This is a genomic window from Paenibacillus radicibacter (assembly GCF_024721995.1).
Lineage (GTDB): Bacteria > Bacillota > Bacilli > Paenibacillales > NBRC-103111 > Paenibacillus_AM > Paenibacillus_AM radicibacter.
The window spans coordinates 219264-234243 of sequence record NZ_JANQBC010000005.1 but is presented as its reverse complement, the minus strand read 5'-3'; the positions used below and the strand labels follow the sequence as shown (position 1 = coordinate 234243).

Sequence of the window (14980 nt, the reverse complement as noted above, 5' to 3'; positions counted from 1 at the left end):
CAAAAAGGGATAGTCAGCAAAACATATCATTCCCATGCATCTTCACATTCGCCGAGCAGGAATTCGAATCACAACTGTCGTTCCCATCCCAAGCTTACTATATATCGATACCCCATAATCTTTGCCCGCATGCAATTTAATACGCTGATCCACATTCCGAATTCCGTACCCCACATGCACATGATGTTCTGGATGTAATATTTGCTGAATCAAGTCTGGGTGAATCCCAACTCCGTTATCGATGATTCGAAACTCAATTACCCCATTGTCCAGCTCACCTGCAATGCGAATATGTATATGGTCACCGAACCAAGCATGTTCTAGAATATTTTCGATAAAAGGTTGCAAGATCAGCTTCACCGTATCGAATTGATAGACATCCGGTTTCACATCTATCAACACTTCCATACGATCGCCATGTTTCGTCTTTTTGATATTTAAGTATGCTTGTACCTGCTCCAATTCCTTCGCAATCGGAATGATCAATCGCCCTTCATTAAGCGTCAGGCGATAGAATGTTGCCAAGTCTTTCACCATGCGTTGCAGCTTCTCTGCTTCCCCAAACTTAGACAACTGACTAATTGAAGAAAGTGTATTGTATAGAAAATGAGGATTGATCTGCGCCTGAAGCGCTTCAAGTTCAGCTTCTTTCTTCTGAATATCCGTTAAATATACGACTCGAATTAATTCTTCCGTATTGTGTCCCATATCATTTAAAGCTGATGTGATCTGCGCGAACTCATCATTGCCCTTGTAACGCATCCGCTTATGAAAATCACCTTCACGAAAAGCATTTAGAACCGCAACGATCTTCCGTACCCTTTTGGAAAAATATTGCGTAAAGGACATCCCAATAAAGAAGAATGCAATTAAACAAATCAAACAGATTAAAAAGGTAAGCTCACGCACTTTATTCAATTCTTGTTCCATAATTTCTGTTGAAACTAGTGTAATCAGCTTCCACTTCACACTTGGAATGGACTCTTGAATGGTGAGCTGATTCTTATCATCATCACTATTTGTCCACTTATCACCAATGCGGCGTGTCCGGTCACCTGATAAATAGACAATTCGATCCTCTTCATCTACGATAAAGATTGCACTCTTCTCACCAAACTTGCGATGATCGACACTCTTAAATAAATAATCCATCGAAAGCGTAATACGGACAAATCCAAGTTCCCTCATCTGAAAGAAATCACTCGTATCCACAATACGTCGCAATAGCGAGATCTGTCCGTATTTCCCATCATCCTCAACCTGTTTCCATTGCATCGTCGCTCCATACTTTTCCTCAGGAAAATCGCGATACCAAGACTTATTAACAATCCGCTTCATATGATACATATCGAACATTTGCCCATTGGAAGCAAGTGGGCTTGCATTTTCATGTGTATAGTATATTTCCGGTAATGTATCATTGTGTAAGTAAATCGATAAATAAGAGGCTTCGTTCATCGATTCCACCATTTGCTGAAAACGGGGAATCAAGTACTTCGTTGTTGCCTCATAACTTGTCCAACCTTCTTCGTAATGTTTCAAGTGTTGAAATACCGCAGTATCTTGATAAAGAATGTCTGTAACACGCTTCGCATCGTCGATCTTATACACCATATTATCTTTTACTTGCGTTAAGGTCGCTTGAATGTTCGTTCGAGTATGCTCCTGTACAGAATTAACGAACGTTGAACTGGCAAACGAACCTACAAGTAGTAATGGAATGATCATCATCAAACAGTAAGATAGCATTAATTTGTAGCCGAACGGGAGGAACTTTTTACTCTTTTCCATTTCCATAAACAGAACCTCGCATATTCATTAGATAGAGATCAATCGACGGTATTCATTCGGTGTACGGGCAAATGTCTCCTTGAACTGTTTGTTAAAGTAAGGCAAGTAACGATATCCGACTTGACTTGCTACCTCATATATTTTTAATGAAGGATCGCCAAGTAGTTCACAAGCCCGCTCCATTCGCATTTCATTCAAATACTCACTGAAATTCTTATTCGTTCCTTCTTTAAAGATTGACCCTAGATAATTGGGTGAAAAAGAAAACCGATTCGCCACATCGCGTAGTGTAATCGTCTCATGTAAATGTTCCCGCACATATTCATTAATGTCACGAATCAGCTTCCAATTCTTCTTCTGTTTGCGTTCATGCAGCCGCTCAGAAATCACGAAAATTTGACGATTCATCCAAGAACGGATGTCGTTGATCGTCTCGAACTGCAGTAAAATCTCCAAATTATTCAATTCAATGTCAAGCAGTTTGAATAAATCTTCACCAAGCGTATGTAAGTACTGATCTAATTTCAACATGATATACGTCGCAAAATTATGAACTGTAAATCGTGAGCGAAGCGTACTTGCCAGCTTAAACAAACGCTCCAATTCATCATAAATACGGACAAGCTCATAGTCGCTCATCGCATTAAACAAGTCCCCTAAACGATCCTCTAAATTCCGCATATCTTCTAATTTCGTAGGCTGAATATGAACGTAGTCAATCCATCTGCCTTTACCCTCAAACATCTTATAGCCTACTGCTTGTATCGCCTTCTGATAAGAGTCCGGCAACATACTCATAGACTCACAGACACTTCCTACTCCAATTGTGATGGAAAAAGGAAAATGCACAGCTGTATGCTGAATGAACGCACTAAGCACTTTGCCATATTCATGACGCTGTTCAAGAAGCAGGGCAAGGCGATTCTTGCTCATTTTGCAAAAATAACGAATCTGATGTTGATCACATAATTCAACTACCGTTTGAATAAAATCTGCAAGTAATTCTTGTTTCTGCTTTTCCGAATACGGATTAAGTTTCCATGCCAAATCATCAAGCTCTAAGACAGCAACCCGCACAGGTAATTGAATATTCTCATTTCCATCCTCATCTCGTAACACGGATTGAACATGCTGCTCTATGGAACCTTCTAATAGCTGCAATAAGTATTCATTCTTCACAACTGATTTCATTTGATGAAAAGCAATTTCCGCCTGCTTTCTCTTCTTCTCTAAGTCAAGTTCTTGCTTAATTTTCATTAGAGATCCGATCATCTCTTGATCATCCATCGGCTTAAGCACATAACTAACCGCATTCAATGACAAAGCTTGTTTCACATAGTCAAAATCTTGATGGCCGCTGATGAAAATAATACGCAAATTTTCTCTGCACAATAGCGCTTTACGAGCGAGTTCCAAACCCGACATATTCGGCATACGAATATCGGTGACCAGAATATCGATTTCCACTTCATTTAACGCATCAATCGCTGCAAATCCACTGGTGACTGCCCTCTCCACCTGCATCCCTAGATCATGCCATGGGATAAATCGATGAAGACCCTCGAGATCAAGCAGCTCATCATCGGCAAGAAGAACCTTGTACATACTCATCACCTCTAACCTTCTAATTTTTCAATAAAAAGACAGGATATACAAGTAACGTATACCCTGCCTGCTGGAAAATCAAGCTATTATTTTACACCAAGCTTCTGCTTATTTTCTTTCCACTTGGTTGTTTGATATTGCAATACCTTATCATAACCTGCTGCTTGCGCATCTTTCTCTGCTTTATCCATAATCGTGATGACATCTGCTTCATTTCCAGCTTGGATTGCTTTCGCTCTTGCTGTTAAGAAGATGTCTTTCACGCTTTGGTTCGCAATACCTTCAGGTGTATTTGGAAGCGGTGACATATTTACGAATTGCGTCCAGTTATAAGACGTCTTCCATGTTACTTCAGACTGCCACTTTGTCTCGTAGTTCTTCTTGTCTTCCGGTAATGCTGCTTCTACCTTCGATTTTGCAGTATCGATGTAAGTCGTATTACCTGTCCATTGCAAGTTAATAAGATCGTTCATCAACTTCGCTAGACCTTTTTGATCGCTAAAGTATAAGTCCGTAAACTTCGGTGAACCATCTGCATCTGTACCTTTCCAGTACATACCCTCAGGTCCCCAGAACAATGTACGAGATCCTTCATCACCTGTCATCCAATCCCAGAAAGCAAAGATTGCTTCAGGGTCTTTCGCTGTCTTCGTAATCACGGCAACGTTCCAACCAAGCGTATTGTAATGACCTGGCCATACTTTATCCTTATCTACGCCGTCTTTACGAACTGGCCAGATGAATGTATAACCTGGGTGGCTTGGATCTTTCGCTTTGAGTGCTTGCGTTCCAGCGCTACCCATCTCTGTTCCTGTGGAGGAAGCATAGATTGCAACTTTACCGTTATTAATCTTTTCTTTTACTTGGTCCTGTGTTTGTGTAAGTGCATCTTGTGTCATTAATTTCTCACGGTACAACTTATTTGCGAACTGTAAGGATTCACGGAATACAGGATCAGCAATAATTGAACCTAACTTATCACCATTTGGTTTCGCACGATTCGGAATGTGTGTGACTGGGTTGTCATTTGCGAATGCGGAATACAGAATGTCAATACCTTGACCTTGGATACCCGGCTCAAATGGTGTCACATCTGGATACTTCGATTTAACTAACTTTAAGTAGTTGTGGAACTCATCTAATGTTTCAAGCTTAGGTGAACCAAGTTCATCATAAATCTTCTTATTAATCATATAACCTGCGTTACCGTTCGGACGCTGTGTATACCAGTTCGGGAATTGATACAACTTGCCATCTGGGGAACGGAGCATGTTAAGTGTTGCATCGCCAGCCCATTTTTTCAAATTCGGATATTTATCTAAGTAAGGGTCTAGAGGGACGAGCATGCCAGCTTCACGTAATTTCTCTACATCTGGACCACGATCTCCCCAGATCACATCTGGAAGTTCTTTGGAAGCAATCATCGTGCTTAATTTCTGTGCAGCTTTACCGCCATTCGGGATAGGCTTAACGGTTACTTTCAAGTTATCTTGAATCCATTTTGTCGCAGCATCTGCTCCCCAAACCGGCATGTTGTACCAATCGTAATTGCCATAGAAGGATAGCTCAAGCGGTTTCTGACCTAATACGAACTTGCCATCCGAAGGTGCAGCTGTACCTTTCGCTGCTTCACTTGGTTTCGGCGTTGCAGCAGGGGAAGCGGCTGCTCCTTTATCTCCATTACCGCATGCAGATAGAACAAGAGCTGAAGTCATCAGGACGGACACAGATAGCGATACGGTCTTCCTAATACGAATCAATTTCAAAACCCCTTTCATTCTTTTCATTTATAGGTTCAAAGCACATGGCTCTAAACTACTCTTTGAGTGATCCAACTAAGACGCCTTTGACAAAATACTTCTGCACGAATGGATATACGATCATAATTGGAACGGTTGCAACCATCATCGTTGCCATCGATAGCGACTTTGATGTGATGTTCTGCATCTTACTAAGCTGTGCAGCTGCTGCTGCATCCATTTGCGCAAGCTGCTCGGTAATAATATTGGAATCGAGAATCTGCTTTAACTTTGTCTGAATCGGCAGAAGCTCAACCTTGTTAATGTAAATACTAGGTACGAACCAATCATTCCAGTGCGCTATCGCCGTAAAGAGTCCTAAAGTCGCGATAACAGGACCGGATAACGGAACGATAATTTTGAAGAAGATTCCCCAACTTGTGCATCCATCCATTTTCGCAGACTCTTCTAGTCCATCAGGAAGGGATTGGAAGAAAGTTCGGAAGATGATCATATTCCATACACTGATTAGCCCCGGAATAATCATAACCCAGAACGTATCCATCAGATTAAGCTCACGGATTAATAAGAAGGAAGGAATCAAACCGCCACTGAAATACATCGTAACAATACACATGATCATGTAATATTTGCGACCGATGAGCTCGCGCTTTGAAATTCCATAAGCAAATACGGCAGTACAAAGCGTCGCAAGAAACGTTCCGACTAAGGTACGAGCAATTGAGATCATAAATCCATCAATGATCCGTTTATCTTTAAATACAATCTCATAATTCTCAAGAGTGAATGCCCGCGGCCAGAATGTAATTCCACCAAGCGCAGTATCACTTCCTGTATTAAAGGAGATGACAGCCGCATTCCACACGGGGTACAGCATTGCAAATCCTAGTACACTCAAGAAAATGTAGATAAAAACAATCATGATTCTATCGCTAAATCCGACTCTTACCATAGGCTGTGCCCCGATCTGCGCGCGATCGTATTCGCTAAAGTTAGTAATCCAACACTGATGATCGCCTTAAATAGTCCAACTGCTGTCGCATATGAGAAACGCTGATTCTCCACACCTGTTCTAAATACATAAGTATCGATAACATCGGATACCTCTCGAAGCGCCTGATTCTTAGCTAAGAGCAAGATGTCCTCAAAGCCTGCACTGAGCAAATTCCCAATTGCTAATATCATAAAAATAATAATAACTGGCATAATTGCAGGAATTGTAATTAAGTAGATTTGCTTAAAGCGACTTGCACCATCTATCGAAGCTGCTTCATACATATGTTGGTCTACCCCAGCAATCGCCGCTAAGTACACGATAGAGGCAAAACCAACTTCCTTCCATACCCCAGTTGAGATGAGAATACCCCAGAAATATTCAGGCAGGGATAAGAAATTAATCGGCTCGTCTATCAAGTTCAGCTTCTGCAATAAGATGTTGATACTGCCGTTATCCGTTGACAGAAGCGAAATTACGAATCCCGACACAATTACCCATGATAGGAAATGCGGCAAATAACTGATCGTCTGAATAACTCGTTTGAATGCCATTTTTCTCACTTCATTTAGCATGAGGGCTAGAATGATTGGAGCGGGAAATCCGATTAGCATCTTCAGCATACTAATGACAATCGTATTTCGCAGTACGTTCCATACGTCAGCAGAATTAAAAAACATCTCAAAGTGCATAAATCCTACCCATGGACTTGCGAAAAAACCTTCGAACAAGTTGTATTCCTGAAAAGAAGTCAGTAGTCCATACATCGGTATGTAACTAAATACAAAGAGAAATAACAATGCAGGAATGACCATCAACTGAATTTCCCATTGCTTAAGAAAACGCTTAACAAAACTTGTTTGCTTCATCTGTTTCGCTGTCTTTTTCGGTTCAAGCTTGATTTCAGCCATTTCGTTAGCTCCTTGCCTTGGTTCTTGGATAGTTTCATTGTAAAAGAAAAGATAAGCCTTAACTATTTGCCTAATCAACGAAAAATTATAATATTCAATTGAATTTCAGGAAACAATACATAGCAAATTCATGAAGCGGATGGAGGAATAACCATTTTAAAACCATCAAATCTAATGGAGCAACTAAAAAATATCAACCTCACATCCGATCTTAGGGCCAATATAAATGAATTGAAAATGATTTATTCCGACAGTGTGGATATGGTGTATCGCTCGTTTAAGATTGCAAATCAAGTTGATGCTGTGATCGTTTATCTAGATGGAATGACCAATACTGAACTAATTGATCAATCTGTACTTAATTCTCTAATGAACGCGAAGCAAATGAATAGCATAGAAGATTTGCTAAATCATCAGTTAGTGACCTCGAATGTAAAAATAAATCAAAACTTATATGAGTGTTCGATGCAAATCTCAGCAGGTAATGCCATTCTTCTCGTTGAGGGAGATAATCAAGGCTATTCATTAGGCATGGCCAAAATGGAGAAGCGCAGCATTCAAGAACCTTCCGCTGAATCCGTTGTACGTGGGCCTCGCGAAGGCTTCACAGAGGCAATTGGAGTCAATATGTCTCTCTTGCGTAGACGTATCAAAAGCCCCTTACTCAAAATGCAAGCCGTAGTTGTCGGTCGATATACACAGACCAATGTCGTGATTACCTATGTAGAGGGATTGGCAAATAAAGCTTTGATCGATGAGATCAAACACCGAATCGCCCGCATTGATATAGATGGGATTATAGATTCTTACTATATCGAGGAACTGATTAAAGACTCGCCCTATTCTTTATTCCCACAGCTAGAGAACACGGAGCGCCCGGATGTTGTCGCTGCCAATCTTCTTGAAGGACGAGCTGCAATTATCGTAGACGGATCCCCCTTTGCTCTGATCGCGCCGATCACATTCTTCTCCCTGCTGCAAGGCGTTGAGGACTATTATCAGAATTTCATCTTTGTCACGGTACTGCGCTGGTTGCGGTTCTTCTTCCTATTAATATCACTATTACTGCCTTCCATCTATATAGCCGTACTGACGTTCCATCAGGAGATGGTACCGACCAACTTATTTAATACGATTGCGCAGTCTAGGGAAAACCTACCTTTTCCCGCCTTAGTTGAAGCGTTTATTATGGAAATTTTCTTTGAAGCGCTGCGAGAGGCGGGTACGAAGATGCCCAAACAAATTGGTTCAACAATTAGTATTGTTGGAGCTCTGGTGATTGGAGATGCTGCAACAGCAGCAGGAATTGTCTCTGCTCCAATGGTGATGGTTGTAGCCATTACAGGGATTGCCTCACTGATGTTACCACGTTATTCAGCAGGGATTGCCATCCGATTAATCCGCTTCCCGATTATGCTCTTTGCTGGCACATTGGGATTGCTCGGGATCATCCTATGCCTGCTCATTTTGCTCATTCGTTTATGTTCTTTACGTTCATTTGGCGTGCCTTTCTTTTCACCTCTTGGGCCAGTAAACTTCCAATCAATGAAAGATGTACTAATACGCGCCCCAGGCTGGCAGTATACGACGCGTCCGCACTTTACAGGCGAATATAATAAGACCCGTCAAAGAACACCCAAAATGAAACCACCCGACGATAAAAATAACCAATAAGAAGGAATATACCTATGATCGAAAAAGGGAAAATTACACCTCAACAACTAAGTCTCTTAATGTATCCCTACATTATTGCTACCGGAATGTTAATCTCTCCCTTTGTTGTGTCCAGACAAGCAGATCGCGACTTGTGGTTTTCTCCTCTATTCGGGTTTATCACTGGTTTTCTTGCGATTTTCTTAGCCTATAAATTAAGCCGATTGTTCCCCAATCAGACGTTTATCGAATATATCCCACGTGTGATCGGAAAAGTCGCAGGTAAAATCGTGGCGATCATTTACATTATTTTTCTATTGCAAGCAATCGCAACGATTCTACGTGAAAATGCACAGTTTCTCACTGGTAATTTCTTTCAATATACACCCGTTCCAGTCATTATGGGCTCGATCTTGTTGACTGCTGCCTACAATGTACGCAGCGGTCTTGAAGTCATGTGCCGAACAGCTCAGTTTACTGTTCCAATTGTCCTGTGCCTCGTACTTGCTACTTGTTTTCTTAATCTCCCTACAATCAAACCAGCGAATATTCTACCTGTATTCGAATTTGGGGTTCTTCCCTCATACAAAGGATCATTCATGATTCAAGGCTGGCTTTCAGAATTTTTTATCATCAGTTTTCTTATCCCGTATTTGAATAAGCCAAAAAAAGTAGTACGTTGGACGGCAATATCTGCTCTTGTAGTCGTTGCCACTTTAATTCTCATTAACATGACGTGTTTCATGATCCTTGGAACGTCCACCAAAGCTTATATGTACACCATGATGCTCCTTGCGGAGAACATTAGCTTCCCAGGTCTGCTCAATCACCTAGAAGCTCTTGTTATGGCATTCTGGGTACTTGCTACTTTCACCAAATTGTCCGTATTCTTCTATGCTTCGGTACTAGGTACCGCACAAGTTTTCAAACTTTCGGATTACAAGCATATTGTGTTTCCCTATACGATATTACTGCTCGCACTTGGTCAATGGTCATTGCCGAGTACACAAGAATTGTTCAGCTCTATTGAAGGGTATGAACCTTTCTATCTCTTCACCTTCAATCTCGTCATCCCAAGTATCATCCTACTGATTGCCATCTTTCAGAAGAAGCTTAAAAAAGGGATAAGGAGTCGATTCACGTGAGAACTCCTTCGAAACATATTTATCGCAGTACACTTCTACTGATCTGTATGGTATTCCTAATGGGATGTTGGGATCGCAAAGAAATCAATATGCTTGCGATCGTTACATCGGCTGCCATTGATAAATATAATAAAGACATGTATGAACTATCTATTCAAATCTATGTACCAAAATCTGCGGGAAGTTCAGGTGGGTCAGAGGGCGGCGGAGGTTCCAGCCAGCTTCTCGTTCGATCAGGGGTCGGTCATACCGTTGCAGAAGCCGTAAACAATCTACAAAAAAGTTTACCTCGCTCCATATTTTGGGGACAGTGCGAAGTATTTATTGCCAGCAAAGAAGTTACTTCCGAAGGGGTTCGTCCCCACCTTGACTATATCATGCGAGAGCCGAAGACAAGAGGTAATGCTTACTTTTATATTTCACAAGGGAAAGCCAAGCAAATGCTTGAACTAAAGCCGCCTCTTAATAAATCCACCGCGGAAGTGCTTCATAATTTAGCTGTGCTAAAAGTAGGTGTTCCGCTTCGAGCAGGCGCATTCCAAGACATGCTGGTTAGTGATGCTGGTTAGTGATGCTGGTTAGTGATTCTGCTAGTGGACTGCTTCCTTATATCCAAGTAATTAATGCCGATAAAAGCTCTCAAAATCAAAATCAGAATCAATTAATCCCATTCTTAGCCGGTGCAGCAATCTTCAATGATGCTAAACTAATTGGCACGCTGGATAATGAGGAAACAGAAGGTGTCCTATGGTTGCGTAATGAATTACGTAAGACGGTTACAAGTATATCCGCGCCAGACGGTTCTGGTTATATAACGGCAAAAATGAGGCAAGGCAATACAAAGTTAAAGCCAGTAATCGAAAACGGAAAATGGAAAGTCATTGCAACATTAGACTATGACTACGATATTCTGCAAAACTCTACTCACTCACTCAATATGATAAAAAGTGAAGTAACAAGTATGGTGGAACGAAAAATTGAACAGCAAATCCGTAAACACATTCGGCTATCTCTAGATCTTATACAAAACAAGTACAAATCCGATATTCTCTCATTTGGTGATATGTTCCATCGTAAATATCCCAAAGAGTGGAGAGAAGTAAAAGCAGATTGGAAAGATAAATTTTCTCAAGTTGATGTTGATCTGAAGATTAAAATTCATATACGTGAACCTGGTAAACGAACAACGCCAGCGGGAGTTCCAGATGATGAGGTGACCCAATGAAGGCTTATTACATGCTCGGAGTGACACTCTTAACTATTGTCATTATTTTATTGGAGGTAAAGTCACTCCAATCGGATCAGAAGAAAGATAAGCGTGCGATCATTATGATCAGTATGATCAGCTGGCTCGCAGCCATTATCATCATTGTGTTCCCTGATCTACCCGGTTTTGATAAGTATTTGGTCATGCTCTACAAACCATTTACTGATTTCCTCAATTAACAACAAAGAGCTAACGGCAACTCGTCCGATTGGGACATGCCGTTAGCTCTATTTATGATTTATCCAATGAATGCTTGTACCCATACCCCTTGATAGTGTGCGATACCTATCGTTGTAAAGTTCGGGCTAAGAATATTCTGTCTGTGACCGCTGCTGTTCATCCAAGAGTTCATCACTTCTTGTGCGGATCGTTGGCCTTTGGCAATGTTCTCACCTGCAGCGCGGTAAGTGACGCCATATTTCTTCATCATATCAAATGGCGAACCATAAGTTGGAGAGTTATGATCGAAGTAGTTATTCTTCACCATGTCCTTCGCTTTGTCCATCGCCATATTGTTTAGCTTCGCATTGTCCATCTTAAGCGGGGAAAGACCTGCTTTCGTACGCTCCTTGTTAACAAGAACTAGGACTTCACTCGCAAACTTGCTCGCTTCATCTGATACAACTGGCTTCTCCGAAGGATCTGGTGTTGGCTTCGGTGTTTCAGGTTTTGGCGTTGGCTCTGGCTTCGGTGTTGGCTCTGGAGTTACCGGCTTCTCTGGTGTTACTGGTTTCTCAGGCTTTGGAGTTGGATTTACAACATCCGGTTTAATAATAATTCCATTGCCGATGTTAGGAAGTAAGCAATTGGATCCATTCCACACAAATCCTCCTTGGAAGTTATGGGAAAATAATTTCATCAATTCATTCAAATTGCAATTACCCGATTTCAATAAATCTTGGAATGAAATTGTGCTCCCCTGATTTCCTGTAGATGCTTGTGCGACGTTCACCATTCCTGTGGATGCAAGCATGGTAACTGCAAGCGCTCCTGTAACTACTACTTTCTTCAACCTTTGTTTCATATTCCTCTCTCCTTATTATCGCCTACGAGGTTAGCTGACGGGTTCGGATTAAAGAGTAATACCCGATCACAATTGTGATTTCACCCCAAAACTTTGGTTCCCCCGCACCTGTGCTGGTCTCGGCCTATTTTACACGTTCAAAGTGTATCATTTCTCACACCCACCAACACTGCCAAAATAATGGTTTTTTTACTGAAACTAGGAATCGATGCCAATTACATGAAACTTACGTACAGACGATCACCTGTCTTGCAAATTTCCCTTTATTCACGACACACCGCTCCCCAATAGCAAGTCCTGCCGCTAAAATCGCTTCATCCATCTCCTCAAGTGTTACAATAATTACCTTGTCCGCTAAAGCATGAACACGCTCTAACATCATCAATCGTTCACGTTCTGGGAGTACCGAGCATAGATTATAAGGCATATCAAGAATCGCAACATCATAGTGTCCTTCTAATGTCGTCATATCTTGAATGGTGACAACCTGCGGATAGCCAAAGTGTTCTAGATTCGCACGTGCACCACGAATAGCCATCGGATTAATATCCGATCCAACCATCTTTATCCCCATCGATAGCGCTTCAATGACTACCGTACCAATTCCACAACACGGATCAATGACCGTGACACCTTCTACTCGCGGAGCGGCAATATTTACAATAGCTCTAGCCACCCGAGTACTAAGCGCGGTTGAATAATTCTGAGGTTTCTTCATATGCTTCAGCCACAACGCTTCATTCTTCCGATAAGACCCAAATAACCACCTATTTCCTGCGCGAATAATTCCAAATATCCGCTCAGGCTTACGCATGTCCGCTTTTCCGCGTACACTCGCTCCAATCTCCCGCTCTATGAGGCGTTCTTCTTCATATGTGATCGCATTATCATTCTCGATATATACCACTTTAAAAGTTGCTCCACCAAGTTCAATTGCACCAACTTGCTCGGCAATCTCCTGCACACTTTGTCCTGCGTACAGCACTTCTAGCTGCAATTTAAAAAACGGACTTCGGCTCGGATTAATGTTATAATGACTTTCTATATAGTTATGCTGTGGTACTTGTCCGAACAGACTTTTGAGTTCTAATGTGCATAAAGACATTTCATCCTCATGACAAGCATATGTATAAAGATATGCTGGAAAATTGTGAGATTTCATGGATCTCCCACCCTTCATCATGTTCAAAAATCTTATTGTACCACATTGCTAAGATTCGTATAGATAAGGAAATTTTGTCACATATTATTAGGGTTAAGGAGGGGCAAAACGTATGTATTATTCTAAAAAGACAGTAGAGCCTGTCGTAGAGGAAACCGTAATTTGGAAGTGTAGCAATGAATCGTGTGTATGTTGGATGCGAGAAAACTTCGCCTTCGAACAAACGCCTGTCTGTCCGATTTGTCAATCTGTGATGGAGAAAAATAATAAAATGCTCCCTACTATTTACAATAACAACCAAAAAGATGTCAAATAACACATGTATGGCAAAGACAAAGGCACTCACCCGAGCTTTCGGGTAGTGCCTTTGTTTATTCAAGTAACTAGCTTGAAGTTACTCCGATGTTACTTCTTTCTTTTGTCCAAAAATGCTCTTCAGCATAGGCGGAGTTACGATCGTCGTCAAGATTACTACAATGATGATCGATGTGAAGTACTTCTCATCCAGCAATTGTGCTTCGAGTCCAATCGCACCCAGAATAAGTGCTACTTCTCCACGAGACACCATCCCGGCGCCGATACCAAGAGCAGATCTGCCTTTAAACCCAGTCAGTCTTGCACCTAGACCCGAACCTGCAAGCTTCGTAATAACCGCTACAATCGTAAGACCTAGAATGAACCAGATTTGATCCAAAATTCCCACAAAAGTAACAGATAATCCGATACTTACGAAGAACACCGGAACGAAGATAACATAAGCAATCGGTTCGATCTTATGTTCCACTTCTTCTCTATATTTCGTCTGAGAAATAGCAATACCCGCTGCGAATGCCCCAATAATACCTGCAACACCCATAAGCTCAGCGAAGTAGGAGAAGGCGAAACAGATAATTAACCCTGCACTAATAATCGCCTCAGATACGGCTAGCGGTGCAAGCATTCGCATCACTAAAGGAACAACTTTCCAACCAGCAAAGATAATCACTACGAAGAACAGAACCTTCTTAATAAGGAGCATGCTAAGGCTCACATCACCTGGTGTCATGAAGCTCATAAGCACAGCCAAAGCTACAACAACTAAGATATCATCAATAAGTGCTGCACCAAGGATCGTTGTACTTTCTTTGCTTTTGAGTTGTCCAAGCTCTTTAAGTGTCTGAACAGAAATACTAACAGAAGTAGCGGACAACATTAAACCTAAGAATAAAGAATGAGACTGTTCAAGCCCCATGAAATGACCCGTTAAATATCCACCAACTAGTGGGAAAATAATACCGCCAACCGCAACGGCAAGCGAGGAATTTCGATTCTGATTGAGTGCTTTAAGGTCTGTCTCAAGTCCAGCAATAAACATAAGCAGGAGAACACCAATTTCACTCAAACTGTCAATCATCTCTGTTTTTTCAATCCAACCCAGCACAGCTGGACCAATAATAATACCAATTAGTAGCTTTCCTAATACCGCTGGCTGACCTAACCGGACGCTTATATCCCCTGCAAGTTTCGTCGCAAGCAAGATGATAAGCAATTGTAAAAATAACAGCATGCAATCGTTCCCTTCGATTCAATATAGTCGTTCTAAAGATGCAAACATCTTCTATTATAACAATTCAATGCAATATCGCCAAATAGTGTCAACTATTTTAGAAGTAAAGCATATGAAAAAAG

General features: G+C 41.4%; 14 protein-coding genes and 1 riboswitch. Of the genes, 6 read left to right on the top strand and 8 right to left on the bottom strand.

Annotation, left to right across the window (positions count from 1 at the left end):
* Nucleotides 1-42: 42 nt before the first annotated feature.
* The 5 genes from NV379_RS12835 to NV379_RS12815 form a co-directional block, all read right to left on the bottom strand.
* Nucleotides 43-1797: a sensor histidine kinase gene (locus NV379_RS12835; RefSeq protein WP_258207709.1), complete on the bottom strand. Its 1755-nt coding sequence runs from the start codon at nucleotides 1795-1797 to the stop codon at nucleotides 43-45.
* A gap of 21 nt (nucleotides 1798-1818) precedes the next feature.
* Nucleotides 1819-3402 carry a response regulator gene (locus NV379_RS12830; protein WP_308860284.1) on the bottom strand — a complete coding sequence of 528 codons (1584 nt, stop codon included), beginning with the start codon at nucleotides 3400-3402 and terminating at the stop codon, nucleotides 1819-1821.
* A gap of 80 nt (nucleotides 3403-3482) precedes the next feature.
* On the bottom strand, nucleotides 3483-5111 hold the full coding sequence (locus tag NV379_RS12825; RefSeq protein ID WP_258207816.1) for an extracellular solute-binding protein: 1629 nt from the start codon (nucleotides 5109-5111) through the stop codon (nucleotides 3483-3485).
* Between the two features lie 100 nt (nucleotides 5112-5211).
* Nucleotides 5212-6108 carry a carbohydrate ABC transporter permease gene (locus tag NV379_RS12820; RefSeq protein ID WP_258207708.1) on the bottom strand — a complete coding sequence of 299 codons (897 nt, stop codon included), beginning with the start codon at nucleotides 6106-6108 and terminating at the stop codon, nucleotides 5212-5214.
* Complete coding sequence (locus NV379_RS12815; RefSeq protein WP_373426113.1) at nucleotides 6102-7019, bottom strand: ABC transporter permease; 918 nt, start codon at nucleotides 7017-7019, stop codon at nucleotides 6102-6104. Before NV379_RS12815 ends, NV379_RS12820 begins: the two co-directional genes overlap by 7 nt.
* Before the next feature lie 216 nt (nucleotides 7020-7235).
* Here NV379_RS12815 and NV379_RS12810 point away from each other — a divergent pair, with 216 nt between their 5' ends.
* From NV379_RS12810 to NV379_RS12790, 5 genes are read left to right on the top strand one after another with little or no spacing between them, the layout of a single operon-like run.
* Nucleotides 7236-8735, top strand: a complete 1500-nt coding sequence (locus tag NV379_RS12810) for a spore germination protein (RefSeq protein ID WP_258207706.1) — start codon at nucleotides 7236-7238, stop codon at nucleotides 8733-8735.
* Between the two features lie 14 nt (nucleotides 8736-8749).
* A complete protein-coding gene (locus NV379_RS12805; RefSeq protein ID WP_258207705.1) occupies nucleotides 8750-9859 on the top strand; it encodes a GerAB/ArcD/ProY family transporter in 1110 nt (369 codons plus the stop codon).
* The gene (locus NV379_RS12800) at nucleotides 9856-10428 is read left to right on the top strand and encodes a Ger(x)C family spore germination protein (protein WP_258207704.1); all 573 of its coding nucleotides are present in this window, start codon (nucleotides 9856-9858) and stop codon (nucleotides 10426-10428) included. Before NV379_RS12805 ends, NV379_RS12800 begins: the two co-directional genes overlap by 4 nt.
* 2 nt (nucleotides 10429-10430) lie before the next feature.
* Complete coding sequence (locus tag NV379_RS12795; RefSeq protein WP_258207703.1) at nucleotides 10431-11084, top strand: Ger(x)C family spore germination C-terminal domain-containing protein; 654 nt, start codon at nucleotides 10431-10433, stop codon at nucleotides 11082-11084.
* A complete protein-coding gene (locus tag NV379_RS12790) occupies nucleotides 11081-11305 on the top strand; it encodes a hypothetical protein (protein WP_258207702.1) in 225 nt (74 codons plus the stop codon). The genes NV379_RS12795 and NV379_RS12790 overlap by 4 nt, the downstream gene beginning before the upstream one ends.
* Before the next feature lie 59 nt (nucleotides 11306-11364).
* Here NV379_RS12790 and NV379_RS12785 read toward each other — a convergent pair whose 3' ends face one another.
* The gene (locus NV379_RS12785) at nucleotides 11365-12150 is read right to left on the bottom strand and encodes a CAP domain-containing protein (protein WP_258207701.1); all 786 of its coding nucleotides are present in this window, start codon (nucleotides 12148-12150) and stop codon (nucleotides 11365-11367) included.
* A gap of 4 nt (nucleotides 12151-12154) precedes the next feature.
* Nucleotides 12155-12285, bottom strand: a riboswitch (cyclic di-AMP (ydaO/yuaA leader).
* A 91-nt stretch (nucleotides 12286-12376) separates the two neighbouring features.
* Nucleotides 12377-13312, bottom strand: a complete 936-nt coding sequence (locus NV379_RS12780; protein ID WP_258207700.1) for a TRM11 family SAM-dependent methyltransferase — start codon at nucleotides 13310-13312, stop codon at nucleotides 12377-12379.
* Nucleotides 13313-13424: 112 nt separating this feature from the next.
* On the opposite strand from NV379_RS12780, the gene NV379_RS12775 reads away from it, so the two are divergent.
* The gene (locus NV379_RS12775; RefSeq protein ID WP_258207699.1) at nucleotides 13425-13628 is read left to right on the top strand and encodes a cold-shock protein; all 204 of its coding nucleotides are present in this window, start codon (nucleotides 13425-13427) and stop codon (nucleotides 13626-13628) included.
* A gap of 78 nt (nucleotides 13629-13706) precedes the next feature.
* Here the strand turns inward: NV379_RS12775 and NV379_RS12770 are convergent, their stop codons facing one another.
* The gene (locus NV379_RS12770) at nucleotides 13707-14858 is read right to left on the bottom strand and encodes a cation:proton antiporter (protein WP_258207698.1); all 1152 of its coding nucleotides are present in this window, start codon (nucleotides 14856-14858) and stop codon (nucleotides 13707-13709) included.
* Nucleotides 14859-14980 lie beyond the last annotated feature (122 nt).

Bases quoted from the DNA above. Each gene is read 5' to 3' on its own strand.
- NV379_RS12820 (WP_258207708.1), bottom strand. From the start codon at position 6,108: ATGGTAAGAGTCGGATTTAGCGATAGAATCATGATTGTTTTTATCTAC.
- NV379_RS12835 (WP_258207709.1), bottom strand. From the start codon at position 1,797: ATGGAAATGGAAAAGAGTAAAAAGTTCCTCCCGTTCGGCTACAAATTA.
- NV379_RS12815 (WP_373426113.1), bottom strand. From the start codon at position 7,019: ATGAAGCAAACAAGTTTTGTTAAGCGTTTTCTTAAGCAATGGGAAATT.
- NV379_RS12795 (WP_258207703.1), top strand. From the start codon at position 10,431: ATGCTGGTTAGTGATTCTGCTAGTGGACTGCTTCCTTATATCCAAGTA.
- NV379_RS12825 (WP_258207816.1), bottom strand. From the start codon at position 5,111: ATGACTTCAGCTCTTGTTCTATCTGCATGCGGTAATGGAGATAAAGGA.
- NV379_RS12785 (WP_258207701.1), bottom strand. From the start codon at position 12,150: ATGAAACAAAGGTTGAAGAAAGTAGTAGTTACAGGAGCGCTTGCAGTT.
- NV379_RS12805 (WP_258207705.1), top strand. From the start codon at position 8,750: ATGATCGAAAAAGGGAAAATTACACCTCAACAACTAAGTCTCTTAATG.
- NV379_RS12775 (WP_258207699.1), top strand. From the start codon at position 13,425: ATGTATTATTCTAAAAAGACAGTAGAGCCTGTCGTAGAGGAAACCGTA.
- NV379_RS12810 (WP_258207706.1), top strand. From the start codon at position 7,236: ATGGAGCAACTAAAAAATATCAACCTCACATCCGATCTTAGGGCCAAT.
- NV379_RS12790 (WP_258207702.1), top strand. From the start codon at position 11,081: ATGAAGGCTTATTACATGCTCGGAGTGACACTCTTAACTATTGTCATT.
- NV379_RS12780 (WP_258207700.1), bottom strand. From the start codon at position 13,312: ATGAAATCTCACAATTTTCCAGCATATCTTTATACATATGCTTGTCAT.
- NV379_RS12830 (WP_308860284.1), bottom strand. From the start codon at position 3,402: ATGAGTATGTACAAGGTTCTTCTTGCCGATGATGAGCTGCTTGATCTC.
- NV379_RS12770 (WP_258207698.1), bottom strand. From the start codon at position 14,858: ATGCTGTTATTTTTACAATTGCTTATCATCTTGCTTGCGACGAAACTT.